Source organism: Kribbella sp. NBC_01505 (genome assembly GCF_045040285.1).
GTDB lineage: Bacteria > Actinomycetota > Actinomycetes > Propionibacteriales > Kribbellaceae > Kribbella.
This window is the reverse complement of the sequence record NZ_CP109425.1, coordinates 3,186,009-3,200,907: the sequence shown is the minus strand read 5'-3', so window position 1 is coordinate 3,200,907 and position 14,899 is coordinate 3,186,009. Positions and strand designations below refer to the sequence as shown.

Annotated in this window: 11 protein-coding genes; 10 read left to right on the top strand and 1 reads right to left on the bottom strand. The window is 68.1% G+C overall.

From position 1 onward, the window contains the following. Positions 1–593: 593 nt before the first annotated feature. The 6 genes from OG474_RS14980 (at position 594) to OG474_RS14955 (ending at position 9,014) form a co-directional block, all read left to right on the top strand. A complete protein-coding gene (locus OG474_RS14980; protein WP_405062890.1) occupies positions 594–1,157 on the top strand; it encodes a hypothetical protein in 564 nt (187 codons plus the stop codon). Between the two features lie 280 nt (positions 1,158–1,437). Continuing rightward, the gene (locus OG474_RS14975) at positions 1,438–3,741 is read left to right on the top strand and encodes a M4 family metallopeptidase (RefSeq protein WP_405062889.1); all 2,304 of its coding nucleotides are present in this window, start codon (positions 1,438–1,440) and stop codon (positions 3,739–3,741) included. Positions 3,742–3,899: 158 nt separating this feature from the next. Then, entirely contained in the window at positions 3,900–6,308 is a 2,409-nt protein-coding gene (locus tag OG474_RS14970) for an NPCBM/NEW2 domain-containing protein (protein ID WP_405062888.1), read from the top strand. 91 nt (positions 6,309–6,399) lie between these two features. Further along, on the top strand, positions 6,400–7,278 hold the full coding sequence (locus OG474_RS14965; RefSeq protein ID WP_405062887.1) for a phosphotransferase enzyme family protein: 879 nt from the start codon (positions 6,400–6,402) through the stop codon (positions 7,276–7,278). A 45-nt stretch (positions 7,279–7,323) separates the two neighbouring features. Continuing rightward, entirely contained in the window at positions 7,324–8,139 is an 816-nt protein-coding gene (locus tag OG474_RS14960; RefSeq protein WP_405062886.1) for a hypothetical protein, read from the top strand. 44 nt (positions 8,140–8,183) lie between these two features. Continuing rightward, a complete protein-coding gene (locus OG474_RS14955) occupies positions 8,184–9,014 on the top strand; it encodes an EamA family transporter (protein WP_405062885.1) in 831 nt (276 codons plus the stop codon). Between the two features lie 102 nt (positions 9,015–9,116). Here OG474_RS14955 and OG474_RS14950 read toward each other — a convergent pair whose 3' ends face one another. After that, positions 9,117–10,562 (bottom strand): S8 family peptidase, encoded by a 1,446-nt coding sequence (locus OG474_RS14950; RefSeq protein WP_405062884.1) that lies wholly within the window; start codon positions 10,560–10,562, stop codon positions 9,117–9,119. Positions 10,563–10,854: 292 nt separating this feature from the next. On the opposite strand from OG474_RS14950, the gene OG474_RS14945 reads away from it, so the two are divergent. The 4 genes from OG474_RS14945 (at position 10,855) to OG474_RS14930 (ending at position 14,767) form a co-directional block, all read left to right on the top strand. After that, a complete protein-coding gene (locus tag OG474_RS14945) occupies positions 10,855–11,556 on the top strand; it encodes a GntR family transcriptional regulator (RefSeq protein WP_405062883.1) in 702 nt (233 codons plus the stop codon). Next, on the top strand, positions 11,553–12,869 hold the full coding sequence (locus OG474_RS14940; protein WP_405062882.1) for a nitrate/nitrite transporter: 1,317 nt from the start codon (positions 11,553–11,555) through the stop codon (positions 12,867–12,869). The genes OG474_RS14945 and OG474_RS14940 overlap by 4 nt, the downstream gene beginning before the upstream one ends. 99 nt (positions 12,870–12,968) lie before the next feature. After that, a complete protein-coding gene (locus OG474_RS14935) occupies positions 12,969–13,955 on the top strand; it encodes an ATP-binding cassette domain-containing protein (protein WP_405062881.1) in 987 nt (328 codons plus the stop codon). Beyond that, a complete protein-coding gene (locus OG474_RS14930; protein ID WP_405062880.1) occupies positions 13,952–14,767 on the top strand; it encodes an ABC transporter permease in 816 nt (271 codons plus the stop codon). Before OG474_RS14935 ends, OG474_RS14930 begins: the two co-directional genes overlap by 4 nt. Positions 14,768–14,899: the final 132 nt, after the last annotated feature.

The window sequence follows — 14,899 nt, the reverse complement described above, 5'->3', positions numbered from 1 at the left end:
GCTGGATATCCGTTCGAGTTGACCCTTCTCTGCTCAAATATTGAGGGGAGAACCAGCAACTTGCAGGGAGATCCCCTCGTTTTCCGGGACCGCAACCGAAGCCCGGAAGCTCAGGCGACCGGCACGCGCACCAACCCCCGTTCCGGTGTCCGCCATCGCCTCTTTGTGGAGTCCTGCTGCCGCTGGGTGGCAGTAGCACTCCACAAAGGCGAGCTTCGGCCCGGTTCGGATGCGGCCAGCGAGTTGAGGTCGTCTGGAAGGTGCCGGTTGCGAGATTCACGGATGCCTACTGCCGCTCCCTGACAGTAGAAACTCCGTGAACCGACAGACACGCCCGCACATCACGCCTCTGCGGGGACCTACTGCCGCTCAGAGGCAGCAGATCCCCGCAAAGGCGCGATCAACAGCCGCGGCCGCAGGCTCACGGAGTCCTGCCGCCACGGAGCGGCAGTGATCATCCGTGAACCGGGATTTCGGGCGTGCGGGGAAGGGTGTGGTGCCCGATCGGGACGGTTGCCTTGAGCAACGGTGATTCGGTGGGTGCTGGTTGCTAGCTTCGCTCTCGACTTGCTGTTCTTCGAGGGAGATCTGTGATGCGTACCCGCCCCGCCACCACCTGCGCGACCGTGCTGCTGTCCGGTGTACTGGCCCTGACCGCGGCCGCGTGCGGTCCGCAGGACGACCCCGGCGCCGTACCCGCGCCGTCCGGCCCGACCGCCCAGCCGTCCGATGCCCCGGGCGCCTCGGAGGGCGAGCTCCCGGAGCCGTGCAAGGGCTGGACCGAGGCCGACGTGACCACCCTGACCGGGTTGAAGATCGCCCCGGACGACGATGGCACGCGCGGCGGCCCCCAGCCGTACAAGGCCGGTGACAGCCAGCGGGAGTGCATCTGGGGTGTCGACGGCGGCCACTTCCTGATCGGAACCCAGCGGACGAAGGCGGCTGAGTTCTCGGGGCCCGGCGGTGATTCCGAGATCGTCGACGGGATCGGCGATCAGGCCTACTTCATCAAGTCGAACACCGAGCTGCACGTCCGCAAGGACGACCTCGAGATCGTCGTCAGCTTCGACAAGGACGAGACCGAGTCCGGTGACCTGACCCTCATCCCGGTGCAGAAGACCATCGCCACCAAGATCCTGCAGACCATCGGGGCCTGACCGTCCTCGGTATGTCCTGTCCAACCTGCCCGGGAAAACGGCATCCGGACGGTGACAACGTCGCCACTTGGCGTGTTGGTGTCAGCGGCATTTCCGCGCCTTGCCGGGGAATATGCGCAGGCATAGTGTCCGTCCGCACGCTCCATCGGCGACGGATGGAAAGGGGAGGAGCGGTGCGTCGGGTGGGGAGCCGGAGCGTTCCGGGCGGAGTTGGTGCGACCGTCCGCAGGCCCGGCGTTGCGCGATCCGCCCAGCACCACTTCGCGAAGGGACCACACCGATGGTCTTGTTTCAGCGTTCCCGTAAGCCCGCCACCGTTCTCGCGATCCTCGGCCTCTCAGTAGCTACCGCTACTGCGCTGGGGACCACGGCCTCCAGTGCCGTGCCGAGTGCGGCGCCACCGCCGCGGCCGTCACAGGCCCAGTCGAAGACGTTCGCGGCCCAGTCCGCATCGTCGTTGGTGGCGGACCGTCCCGCCGGACTCCATGCCGGCAAGAGCGACGTCTTCGTCGCCAAGCCAGTCATCTCGGATCCGTCCGGGTTGCAGTACGTCCCGTACGAGCGCACGTTCAAGGGCCTGCCCGTCATCGGCGGCGACTTCGTCGTCGTCACCGACGCGCAAGGCGCCGTGAAGGCCACCTCGGTCTCGCAGACCGCAACGATTCCCGAACTCGCGACGAAGTCCGGCATCAGCGCCGCGACCGCCAAGGCGACCGCGACCAAGCAGCTCAAGACGGTCACCTCCAGCACCACGCCGACGCTCGCCGTGTACGCACTCGGCAGCACGCCCAAGCTGGCCTGGCAGTCTCGCGTCAGCGGCAGCAACGGTGACGAGCCGTCGAGTCTGTCCGTGTACGTCGATGCGGTCAGCGGGAAGGTGCTCGGTACCAAGGAGCACGTGATGGCCGGCAACGGTACGGCCGCCTTCAGCGGGCCCAGCCCGCTCACCCTGGCGACCACGCTGACCGGCAGCACCTACTCGATGAAGGACCCCGGCACCACCAACCTGTCCTGCCAGGACGCGGCGAACAACACCACGTTCTCCGGTCCGGACGACAACTGGGGCAACGGGGTCGGCACCAACCGGGAGACCGGCTGTGTCGACGCGCTCTACGCCGCGCAGACCGAGAAGAAGATGCTCACCGACTGGCTCGGCCGCAACGGCATGGACGGATCCGGTGGCGCCTGGCCGATCCGCGTCGGCCTGAACGACCAGAACGCGTACTACGACGGTTCGCAGGTCCAGATCGGCAAGAACACCGCCGGTGGCTGGATCGGTTCGGTCGACGTGGTGGCGCACGAGATGGGCCACGGCATCGACGACCACACCCCGGGCGGTATCTCGGGATCGGGAACGCAGGAGTTCGTCGCCGACACGTTCGGTGCGGCGACGGAGTTCTACAGCAACCAGCCGTCGGCGTACGACCCGCCGGACTTCCTGGTCGGGGAAGAGGTCAACCTGGTCGGTAGCGGCCCGATCCGCAACATGTACGACCCGGCACAGCTCGGCGACCCGAACTGCTACTCCAGCTCGATCCCGAGCATGGAGGTGCATGCGGCGGCCGGACCTGGCAACCACTGGTTCACGCTGCTGTCCCAGGGCAGCGGCGGCAGCCCGAACGTGCCGACCTGCAACAGCTCGACGGTGACCGGTCTGGGCATCCAGAAGGCCATCAAGATCATGTACAACGCGATGCTGATGAAGACGAGCAGCAGCTCGTACCTGAAGTACCGCACCTGGACGCTGACCGCGGCCAAGAACCTCTACCCTGGCAGCTGCACCGAGTTCAACACCGTCAAGGCGGCGTGGGACGCGGTGAGCGTTCCGGCACAGACTGCTGACCCGACCTGCAGCGTCAGCGGTGGCGTCACCGTCGGCAACCCGGGCAACAAGACCGGCGTCGTCGGTACGGCGATCGCGTCGTTCACGCTGTCGGCCACCGGCGGCACCGCGCCGTACACCTGGTCGGCCACCGGCCTGCCGGGTGGCATCTCGATCGGCTCCTCGACCGGAACCGTCTCCGGTACGCCGACCGCCGCAGGCACCTTCAACGTCACGGCGACGGCGACCGCGACGGCCGGCGGATCCGGCAGCACCTCCTTCACCATCACCGTCTCCAGTGTCGGTGGCTGCTCCGGCCAGGTGCTCGGTAACCCGGGCTTCGAGGCCGCCAGTGCGGCACCGTGGACGGCTACGGCCGGGGTGATCGGCTCCGCCGCCGGTCAGCCGACTCACGGTGGGACGAAGAACGCATGGCTCGACGGCTACGGAACGACTCACACCGACACGTTGAGCCAGTCCGTCACCATCCCGGCCGGCTGCCACGGAACCCTGTCCTTCTACCTGCACATCGACTCGGCTGAGACCACCACCACGGTCCAGTACGACAAGCTGACGGTGAAGGCGGGCTCCACCACGCTGGCCACCTACTCCAACCTCAACAAGGCCAGCGGGTACACCCTGCGGTCCCTCGACGTCTCGTCCCTCGCGGGCACGACGTCCACCATCACCTTCACCGGTACCGAAGACAGCTCCCTGCAGACCTCGTTCGTCATCGACGACACCGGCCTGAACCTGAGCTGATCCGACGGTGAGGCCCCGGCAACGGGGCCTCACCCCTTAGACCATTCGGTCCTGACGGAATCTGTTGGTTCGTGGGGCTTCATGTCTTGTCGCCCCGTCACGACGCGTGTAGCTTCCCTCGCAGTGAGTGCCGCCCCACCCACGGATGGAGTTTCGCCATGCGCCGACGTCTGCTCGCGTCCCTGCTCGGTCTGGTTCTGTGCGCGGTCGTCGTACCGACCGTGGCTCAGGCCCGGACCCAGGCCAAGCCGGATATCGCGCCGACTCCACCGATGGGGTGGAACAGCTGGAACACGTTCGGGTGCGACATCAACGAGGGGCTGATCCGCGACACCGCCGACGCGATGGTGTCGTCCGGTATGGCGGCCGCCGGCTACAAGTACGTGAACATCGACGACTGCTGGATGGCTCCGCAGCGGGACGGGAACGGCCGCCTGCAAGCCGATCCGAACCGGTTCCCGAGCGGTATGAAGGCCATCGCCGACTACGTGCACGCTCGTGGCCTCAAGCTCGGCATCTACTCGTCGGCAGGCGTGCACACCTGCCAGGGCCTGCCGGCCAGCCTGGGTCACGAGACCGTCGACGCGCAGTCGTGGGCGAGCTGGGGCGTGGACCTGCTCAAGTACGACAACTGCGGCAACCTGAACAACGTCCCGGCCGAGCCGCGGTACAAGGCCATGGCCGACGCACTGCAGGCCACCGGTCGTCCGATCCTCTACAGCATCTGCGAGTGGGGTCAGAACCAGCCATGGCTGTGGGCGGCCAACGCAGGCGGCCACATGTGGCGCACCACTGGCGATATCGCCAACAACTGGTCGAGTGTGATGTCCCTGCTCGACCAGCAGGTCGGACTGGAGCAGTACTCGGGCCCGAACGCCTGGAACGACCCCGACATGCTCGAGGTCGGCAACAGCGGTCTCACGTATGCCGAGAGCCGCGCCCACATGAGCCTGTGGTCGATCATGAACTCGCCTCTTGTCGCCGGGAACGATCTACGCTCCATGCCCGCGTCGACGCGTGACCTGCTCACCGACCCCGACGTGGTCGCGGTCAACCAGGACTGGGCCGGACGGCAGGGCGCCAAGCTCCGGGACGACGGTGACATCGAGGTGTGGTCGAAGAAGCTGTCCGACGGGTCGGCCGCGGTGGTCCTGCTCAACCGCTCGCCCAACGCTGCCACGATCAGTACGACGGCTGCCGCGCTCGGATTGCCCGCATCTTCGGCGTACACGGTGAAGGAGCTGTGGACCAACGCCGTACGAGCTTCTGCGGGGACTGTGCGGGCGCAGGTCGGTTCGCACGACGCTGCGATGTTCCGGGTGACTCCTGGGGCTGCTGCCGACGTGGCTCCGATGGTTGTGCTCGAGGCAGCGCCTGCGAAGGCCTACGTGTCGACTGCTGGTCGGGTTGACGTGAAGACGCAGCTGCACAACGACGGTCCGAGCGCTGTGACCGGTGGGCAGATGTCTCTGACCGCACCGGCCGCGTGGACTGCCACTGCGGAAGGCTCGACCCAGCTGGGCACAGTCGCTGCTGGTCAGACCGGTTCGGTCACCTGGCATCTCGCTGCGAACAACCCAGCGCTCGGACCGGTCAGTCTGACGACCAGTACGAGCTGGACGTGGAATGGCAGCTCGCAGTCCGGCTCCGGCATCGGCCGGTTCGTGGTGGCCAACCCACCGCCAGTCGGGCGTACGGCGGTCTCCGACGGGTCGTGGGTCTTTGCTGACAACGGCTGGGGACCTGTCGAGCGCAACATGAGTGTCGGCGAGCAGGCTGCCGGTGACGGCAAGCCACTCACTGTGGCTGGGACGGTGTACCCGAAGGGCCTTGGTGTCCACACACCTGGTCGGGTCGGCTACTTCCTGGACGGCCAGTGCACCACTCTGACCACCAAGGTCGGTATCGACGACGAGGTCGGCGACAAGGGTGAGGTGCAGTTCGAGATCTGGGCTGACGGCACCCGGCTCACCCAGGCCACTGCCACCGGTGCTGGTGGGGCTGTCGCACTCAGCGCCAACCTGACCGGCGTACAGGTCGTGGAGCTGGTGGTGGACCCGAAGGGCACGCCGGACTACGACCACGCCGACTGGCTGGCGCCCGAACTGACCTGCGTCGGTACGCCGCCGCCCGCGGGCAAGTCCAAGCTCGCCGACCGGCCCTGGACCGCCATGACCAACGGGTGGGGCCCGGTCGAGCGCAACCGCTCCAACGGCGAACAGCCCGCCGGTGACGGCAAGCCGCTCACCGTGGCCGGAACCGTCTACCCCTCCGGCCTCGGCGCCCACGCCAACGGCTCGGTCAGCTTCCACCTGGGCAAGCGCTGCTCGGCCCTAACTGTTGCCGTCGGCATCGATGACGAGATCGGCGACCGCGGCCAGGTCCACTTCGAGGTCTGGGGTGACAACACCCGCCTGGCCCAGGCCGACGCCACTGGCGCGGGCGGCGCCGTACCGCTCACCGCCGATCTCACCAACGTGACCACCCTCGACCTCCGCGTGGACGGAGCCGGCTCGATCGACTACGACCACGCCGACTGGCTCACCCCCGAGGTCACCTGCACCTGAAGAATTCGTTCGCCGGAAGCATCGGTCATGGGGGAGACTCGACGCCGTGGCTTCCGGTGAACCTTCCCTAGATGTCTTGCAGGCTTGGGGTTTGGGCCTGCCCAGTGCGATCTCGGCACCCGAGCGTGGCACGAACAACTGGGTCCGCTTCCTGCGGTTCGGAACGGACGACTACGTCTTCCGCCTGCAACGCAACGCCGATCCGCGCCAGGTTGCCGCCGAACAGCGGCTGCTGACCGAACTGCGGCAGCGCGGACTGTCGTTCGACGTACCGGCTGCTCTTCCCGCCACCGACGGCGCGACCGCGGTGGCGACTCCGCTCGGCCTGGCGACGCTCTGCCGGAGGTTGCCCGGGAGTCATCCAGCGCGTGGTCTGCCCGAGCTCGAGGCGATCGGGCGGGCCCTCGGTGAGCTGGACGTCGCGCTGGCCGAGTTGCCCCACGAGCTCGCGCCGAACGACTGGCGGCGGCCGCTGGCGACGATCCGGCCGGAGATCACCGATTTCGACGAGCTCGGTCGTGCGCTCCGACGCGAGCTTCCCGGTGCTGCGACGGACTGGTTCGTCGAACGGGTACCCGAGATCGACGCGGCGACGCAGGAGCTGCGACAACGGCTCCCGGTCCAGATCGTCCACAGTGACCTCGGCCCGAGCAATCTACTGATCGCCGACGGACAGGTCAGCGCGGTGCTGGACTTCGAGATCGCCGGGCTCGACCTCCGGATCGCCGACTTCGTGGTCAGCCTGGGCCAGTCGACCGACCGGAGCGATCCCGACCAGGTCGCCGCGTTCCGGCGGGGGTACGCCGCCTTCGTGGTGCTGTCGGACCTCGAGGAGGCGGCGCTGCCGACGATGTCTCTCCAGCGGGCGCTCGGATCGGTGATCTGGCGGGCCGGAGTCTGGCGATCGGGCCACGCGACGGCCGCCGACGTCCTGGACAGGCTGACGGCCGCCTACGAGTTGCAGGGATAGGCCACTTCGGGCCGTCTGACTCCGGTGCGTCGTACTCTCAGGCTCATGACGTGGTTGCTGGCTTTGCTCGGCGGGGGCGGGGTGGCTCTCGCCGGTCGCTACGTGTGGGACCGGCGCGCTGCCCGGCGGGGCGACGCGGCCGAGTTGGAGCAGGTCCGGAAGCTGGCGGACGAGGATGTGACGCTGCTCGGTGAGGAGCTCGCTCGGCTGGGTGCGGTGGTGGATGGCCGGGAGTTGGACGTGGAGACGCGGCTCGACTATCAGCGCGGCCTTGACGCCTACGAGGCTGCGCAGCGCGCGGTTGGTGGGGTCAAGTCGGCCGATGGCCTCAGTGCCGTGACCGATGCGCTGGCGACCGGACGCTACGCGATCGTCTGCGTTCAGGCGCGGGCCGCGGGTCTGCCGGTACCGGAGCGGCGGGTGCCGTGCTTCTTCAACCCGCAGCATGGGCCGTCCACCGTCGACGTGGTGTGGACGCAGCCGATTCGCGGGACCCGCAAGGTGCCGGCGTGCGCGCAGGACGCGGCTCGGTTGAAGGCCGGCGAAGACCCAGAGGTCCGGTACGTCGTCATCGGCAGCCGCCGGGTTCCGTACTGGGAGGCGGGTGCCGCGATCGCGCCGTACGGGCGGGGGTACTTCGCGGCCGGTGCAGGTGCCAGCTATGTCGCACTGGGTTCGTTCGACGGACCGAGTGACGCGGGTGTCTGGGGTGGTGGGGGACACGGCGGTGGGCACGGTGGCTTCGGTGGGCACGGCGGGCACGGAGATGGCGGCGGACATCATGGCGGCGGCCATGGCGGCCATGGCGGCGACTTCGGCGGTCACGGTGGGGGCGGCGACGGTGGGGGCGGCGGATTCTGACCCCATTGGTCCGGACCTATCCGGCACAGTGAGAGGGTAGAGCTGTGCTGGTCCTAGTGGTGGTGCTGAGCGCGGCGGTCCTGCACGCGACGTGGAACGCGATGGCGCACGGGGCAGTCGATCGGTCGGCCGGGGTGGCGTGGATGGCGCTGGCCACCGGCGTCATCGGGCTAGTGCTGGTGCTCGTGCAGGGGCTGCCTCCGGCGGGGACCTGGTGGTACGTCATCGGGTCCACGGTGCTGCACATGGCCTACTTCAGCGGGTTGCTGGCGTCGTACCAGCTGGGGCAGTTCAGCCAGATGTATCCGTTGGCCCGCGGTACCTCGCCCTGGGTGGTGGCTGTGGTCTCAGTGGTGGTTCTCCAGCAGACGCTGGCCCCGGGAGTCCTGGTGGGCGTGCTGCTGGTGTCGGCTGGGCTGATGGCGCTGGTGTTCATCGGGCGGCCCGGGCGGCGGCAGCTACCGGCATTGGCAGCGGCCATGGGAACCGGGGTGATGATCGCGGCGTACACGGTCGTCGATGGGCTGGCCGTGCACAGGATGCCGGTGCTGACCTACCTGGGCTGGGTATTCATGCTGCAGGGGTTCGCGATGCCGCTGCTGGTGATCGCCTGGCGCGGAACCGCCGTACTGCGTCAGCCGCGCGGAGCTGTGCTGTCCGGGCTGGGCGGCGGTGTGGTGTCGCTGGTGGCCTACGGGCTGGTGCTGTGGGCGCAGACCCGGGGCACGCTGGCCGCGATCGCGGCGCTGCGGGAGACGAGCATCATCTTCGGCGCGATCATCGGCGCCGTCTTCTTCGGCGAGCGCTTCGGCCCGAAGCGCGCAATCGCAGCCGGGGTGGTCGTCGCCGGCATCGTCCTCATCAGCCTCAACTAATTCGCTAACGTCCGAAAACACGCCGACCACGTACTGCGGATCTTCGGACGCTAGTAGGTGAGTGGGGGTCCCGGGCGGGAGACCCCCACTCCGATCAGGGCGTCACCAGCCGCGTTTGACCGCGTCCAGTGCGTCTACGTTGCCTTCACCGAAGAAGGCGTTGTTCTTCGTGGTGCCGGTGCAGCGAGCGTCCGGCACGGCCGGGCAGGCGGTGTCGTCGGCCTGCTTGCGCAGTGCGGCCTCGATCTCCAGCGGTCCCCACCACGGGTGCGCCGACTTGACCAGGGCTGCGACGCCGGTGACGTGCGGCGACGCCATCGACGTACCGCTCATCGTCCGGTAGCCGCCACCGGGCGCGGTGGACAGGATCGCGCTGCCGGGAGCGGCGACGTCGATCTTGTTCAGGCCGAAGTTCGAGAAGCCGCTCCGGGCGCCACCCTGAACGGTGGACGCGACGGTGATCACGTGCGGCAGCTCGGTCGGCATGTTCAGGCAGTTCTTGTCGAGCGTCCGGCTGACCGGGGTCGAGTCGTTCGGGCTGCCGGTGTCGGTGGTCTTGTTGGCCAGGTCGTAGTTCGAGTTCCCGGCGGCCGCGACCGCGAGGACGCCTCGACCGGTCGAGTACGCGACTGCACGCCGTACTGCTTCCTGGACCGCGCCCTGGTCGCCGTTGTCCTTGCACCAGTACTCGTACGGGTCGATGAAGTAGCTGTGGTTCGTGACGTCCATGTGCCGCTCGGCCGACCAGATGAAGCCGCAGATCGCGTACTCCGGGTAGATGAAGCCGCTGTCGTTCACGACCTTCACCGAAGCGATCCGGACGCCGGGCGCCACGCCGACGATGCCGACGCCGTTGCGCGCCGCCGCCACCGTGCCGGCCACGTGCGTCCCGTGCGGGCTGGTCGTCGGACGCCAGGCGCCCACGGTCCGGTCCGGTACGCCGTTGGTCGTGCAGTTCACGGAGTCCTTGGCGTCGAAGTTCGGCGCCAGGTCAGGGTGCGTGTCGTCCACACCGCTGTCGTTGATCCCGACCAGGACCTTGCGGGAGCCGTCGGTGATCTTGTGGGCCTGGTCGGCCTTGATCTGGCTCAGGTCCCACTGCTCGTTCTCCCGCGGGTCCGGGACCGGAGCCCCTAGGACTTCGCGCTCGGACGATGCCCCGGCCGGAGCCGGTGCTGCCGCAGCCGCGGTGCCGTCGGTGACAGCCGCCGTACGGGTGGCTCCGACGGACTGGACCTCACGGCCGTCGCGGCCGGAGCGGACCGCGGTCTTGAAGTCGGGGTTGGTCGACTGCGCGACGACGACGCCGATCTGCTGGTACGAGACCAGGACAGTGCCACCGGCGGCCTTGACGGCCTTCTCGACCTTGCGGACGTGGCCCGGGGAGGCCTTGGTGTTCACCACGTAGTTCATCAGCGGGCCGGGCTCGGCAGCCGCGACCGGAGCCGGTACGGCGCTCGCGGCGGTGGCTGCGCCGAGTGTGGTCAGCACCAGGGCGGTGGCGGCCAGGCCGGCGGACAACCGGCGCGGACGGGTCAAACGGGTCACGCTGCCTCCAGAAGGGCGGGAGCCTGGCAGGACGGGGCCAGACTCATCTCCGAGACTCTAAATCCGATCGGTCACCGGTGGAGTGGTTTATCCACAACTCACGGGAAACCCTGCGTCGGTCACTACCGATTGCTCATCAGTTCACGCTCAGTTACCCACATCATGTGGATCACCCTGTGGATAACTCGTGGAGAAGTTGGGGACGAGTGGTGGATTGCCTGTGGGTGTAGGATAGATACAACAGAGATACCAAGCGCGTTTCAGGCTGTACCGATTTTTCAGGGTGAGGTAGTTGCAGTTCGAGTTGGGGGAAGAAACCGCCGAGATCGCTCGGGTGGTCGTCGAGGCAGCGCCGGGAGTGGAGAAGATCCCGGCCGCTGAGCGGGTGTACGCGTATGTGAAGGCAGCGATCCTGGACCGGGTCTACCCCGGCGGGGAGCTGCTGACGGAGGGCGAGCTGGCCACCGCGGTCGGGGTGTCGCGCACTCCGGTCCGGGAGGCGCTGCTGCGGCTGGAGGAGTCCGGCCTGGTCAAGCTGTACCCGAAGAAGGGCGCGCTGGTGCTGCCGGTGCTGCCGCAGGAGATCAACGACGTGCTCGAGGCGCGGGAGCTGATCGAGACGCATGCGGCCGCCAAGGTCTGGCCGCGCCGCAAGCAGCTGATCGAGCGGCTGTCCGAGCGCGTCGACGAGATGCGTGCGCACCGCAAGGCCGGTGACGCGAAGAGCTTCCTGGAGGCCGACCGCGCCTTCCACGAGGCGATTGTCGGTGCCGCGGGCAACGAGATTCTCGCCAAGCTCTACAACAGCCTGCGCGACCGCCAGGTCCGGATGGGCGTGCCCGGCATCGAGGTGCAGCCGGCCCGGATGGACAAGTCCATCGCCGCGCACCAGGAGATGATCGAGGCCCTCGGCGGGAACAGCGTGAAGCGCTTCCGCGAGCTGGTCGTCGCCCACATCGACTCCGCCGCGGCGGATCTGCGGGGCATTCGGTGACCGAACTCCTCTTCCCCCTGGGCGGTCGGCGTGCCTGGGCGGTGTGGGCCACTGCTGTCTTCACCTACCTGGTGACCGTGCTTCACCGCGGTTCGATGAGCGTGGCGGGTCTGCAGGCCGCAGAGCGCTTCGATATCTCCGCATCCGCGCTGGCCAGCTTCACCGTCGTGCAGTTGACGGTGTACGCCGCTATGCAGGTGCCGGTCGGCGTCCTGCTGGACCGGTACGGCTCCAAGCGGCTGCTGATCGCTGCGTCCGGTCTGCTGTTCGTGGCGCAGTCCGCGTTCAGCATGGTCGACTCCTACCCGGCCGCGCTCGCTGCGCGGGCAGTGCTGGGTGTCGGTGACGCACTGGTCTTCATCAGCGTGCTGCGGGTCGTCATGGCCTGGTTCCCCGCGCTACGGCAGCCACAGATGTCGCAGGTGACCGGAATGCTCGGTGGCATCGGTGCGATCGTCTCCACCGCTCCGATGGCTGCTGCCTTCCACGCCTTCGGCTGGACTCCCACGTTCGCCGGGGCCAGTGTGCTCAGCCTGGTCGCGGGCGTCGCCGTACTGCTGCTGATGAAGAACACCCCGTACGACGAGCCGCTCCGCCGTCCCAAGCAGTCGGTGGTCGAGGTCCGGGCGAACCTCCGGCGGGCCTGGAAGGAGCCGGGCACTCGGCTGGGCCTGTGGACGCACTTCACCACGAGCTTCTCCGGCAGTACCTTCGGTCTGCTCTGGGGCTACCCGTTCCTCGTGCAGGGCCAGGGCGTCTCGCCGGGGACCGCAGCGGCCATGCTGATCCTGCCTGTGCTCGCGGGACTCTGCTACGGCCCGCTGGTCGGCCGGTACGCCGCCAAGTTCCCGTTCTACCGGTCCTGGATCGTGCTGGCCGTCATCGCGGGGTCCGTGCTGATGTGGACCGTCGTGCTGCTCTGGCCGGGCCAGGCCCCGATGCCCGTGCTGTTGCTGCTGATCGTCGTACAGGCTGCTGGCGGTCCCGGTTCGATGCTCGGATTGGACTACGCGCGGACCTTTAACCCGAGCAACCGCTTCGGTGCGGCCAACGGGATGGTGAACACCGGCGGCTTCATCGCAACGCTGCTCTGCATCGGCATGGTCGGCATCCTGCTGGACGCCTCGTCCGGTGGCGCTCCGCAGACCATCGGTGACTTCAAGTACGCGCTGGCCTTCCAGTACGTGCTGTGGGCGATCGGCATCCGGCAGATCCTCAAGTACCGGCGCCGGGCGCGTGGCCACCTGGCCCGCTACAACCCGGAGGCCTACCAGGCGCTGCTCGCCAACAAGGTCGTCCCGCTCCAAGGCTGAACCAGTTGCTGTCGCGGGCCTGCCAGCGCAGTGACAGGCCCGTGCCAGCGCCGAGGTGCACGGTAATCCCAGTGAAGTGAGTCAACTGGGAGGAATTCGATGACTACATCGAACCAGGTCGCCATCGAGGCGGTCGGCTTGGTCAAGAAGTACGGAAACACGACTGCGCTGGCCGGGGTCGACCTGTCTGTCCCGACCGGGACAGTGCTGGGGGTGCTCGGGCCGAACGGCGCGGGCAAGACAACGGCGGTCCGGATCCTCGGCACGCTGCTGCGTCCCGATGCCGGCCACGCGACGGTCGGCGGGTACGACGTCGTCCGGGAGGCGGCCAAGGTCCGCGGCATCATCGGGCTGACCGGGCAGTACGCCTCGGTCGACGAGGACATGTCCGGCCGCCGCAACCTGGTCATGATCGGCCGGCTGCTCGGGATGTCCCGGCCGGACGCCAGGTCCCGCGCCGAGCACCTGCTCGAGCGGTTCGAGCTGACCGACGCCGGCGAGCGCACCGCGAAGACCTACTCCGGCGGTATGCGGCGCCGGCTCGACCTGGCCGCGAGCCTGGTCGGCAACCCCCGCATCCTGTACCTCGACGAGCCCACCACGGGTCTGGACCCGCACGCCCGCAACGGCGTCTGGGAGACGATCCGCGACCTCGTCCTGGACGGAACCACGGTGCTGCTCACCACGCAGTACCTCGAGGAGGCCGACGCACTGGCCGACTCGCTGATGGTGTTCGACAAGGGCCACGTGGTCGCCTCCGGCCGTCCGGCCGAGCTGAAGGCCCAGGCCGGTAAGCAGACCCTCGACGTACGGCCTGCTGAGCCCGCCCACCTCGAACGCGTCGCAGCGATCGTCGCCGAAGCGGTCGGCGTCCGGCCGAGCGTCGACGTCGTGAACGCGCTCGTCAGCGCACCGGTCACCGACGGTACGTCGATGCCGGTCGTGGTCCGTCGTCTCGACGAAGCCGGGATCGCGGTCACCGAACTGGCGCTCCGGCTGCCGAGCCTGGACGAGGTCTTCCTCGCCCTGACCGGTCACGCCGCCGAAGAGCGTCCCACCGAGGTTCTGGAAGGAGCGAACCGATGAGCGCCGCGACTCTTGAAAGCATTCCGCCGGTCGAGCACCGGTCGCGCCCGTTCGCGTGGGTTCAGCAGAGCCTGACGCTTGCCTGGCGCAACATTGTCCGGATCCGGCAGAACCCGGAAGCCCTGGCGGACGTGACGTTCCAGCCGATCATCTTCCTGGTGCTGTTCCTGTTCGTCTTCGGCGGCGCGATGTCGCAGGGCCATGGCTGGCAGGCCTACCTGCCGACGCTGCTGCCCGGCCTGCTCGTCCAGACCGTGGTGTTCGCCACGATGGGCACCGGCGTCGGCCTGAACGACGACTTCGCCAAGGGCGTCTTCGACCGCTTCCGCAGTCTCCCGATCGCCCGCATCTCACCGCTGATCGGTGCCGTCCTCGGCGACGCCGTCCGCTACATGCTCTCGATCATCATCCTGATGGCGACCGGTTTCGCCCTCGGCTTCCGCTTCCACAACGGTCTCGGCTACGGCCTGCTGGCACTCGTCATCGTGCTCGCCTTCGCCCTGTCGATGTGCTGGATCTGGGTCTGGCTGGGCCTCACGATGAAGACCGCCCAGGGCGTCCAGGGCATCGCCTTCATGGTGATGTTCCCGCTCACCTTCGGCAGCAACATCTTCGCCCCGACCAGCACCATGCCCGCCTTCCTCCAGACCTTCGCGAAGTACACCCCGATCTCCTACCTCGTAGACCTGGAACGAGCCCTCATGGGCGGCGGCGCCATCCAGAAACCCCTCATCATCACCCTCGCCTGGATGGTAGGCCTGGTAGCCGTCTTCGCCCCCCTGGCCATCCGCGCCTACCGCCGCCGCACGTAACCCCCGCCGTACCCGCCCCCCACGATGCGCCAAAGGTGGGCCGCCTGCTCCTTGTGCGCGAGCGCCATCTTTGTGAACCCACCAACCACTTTCGTGGGCTCGGAGTGGTTGGTGGGTACCCAAAGATGGGTG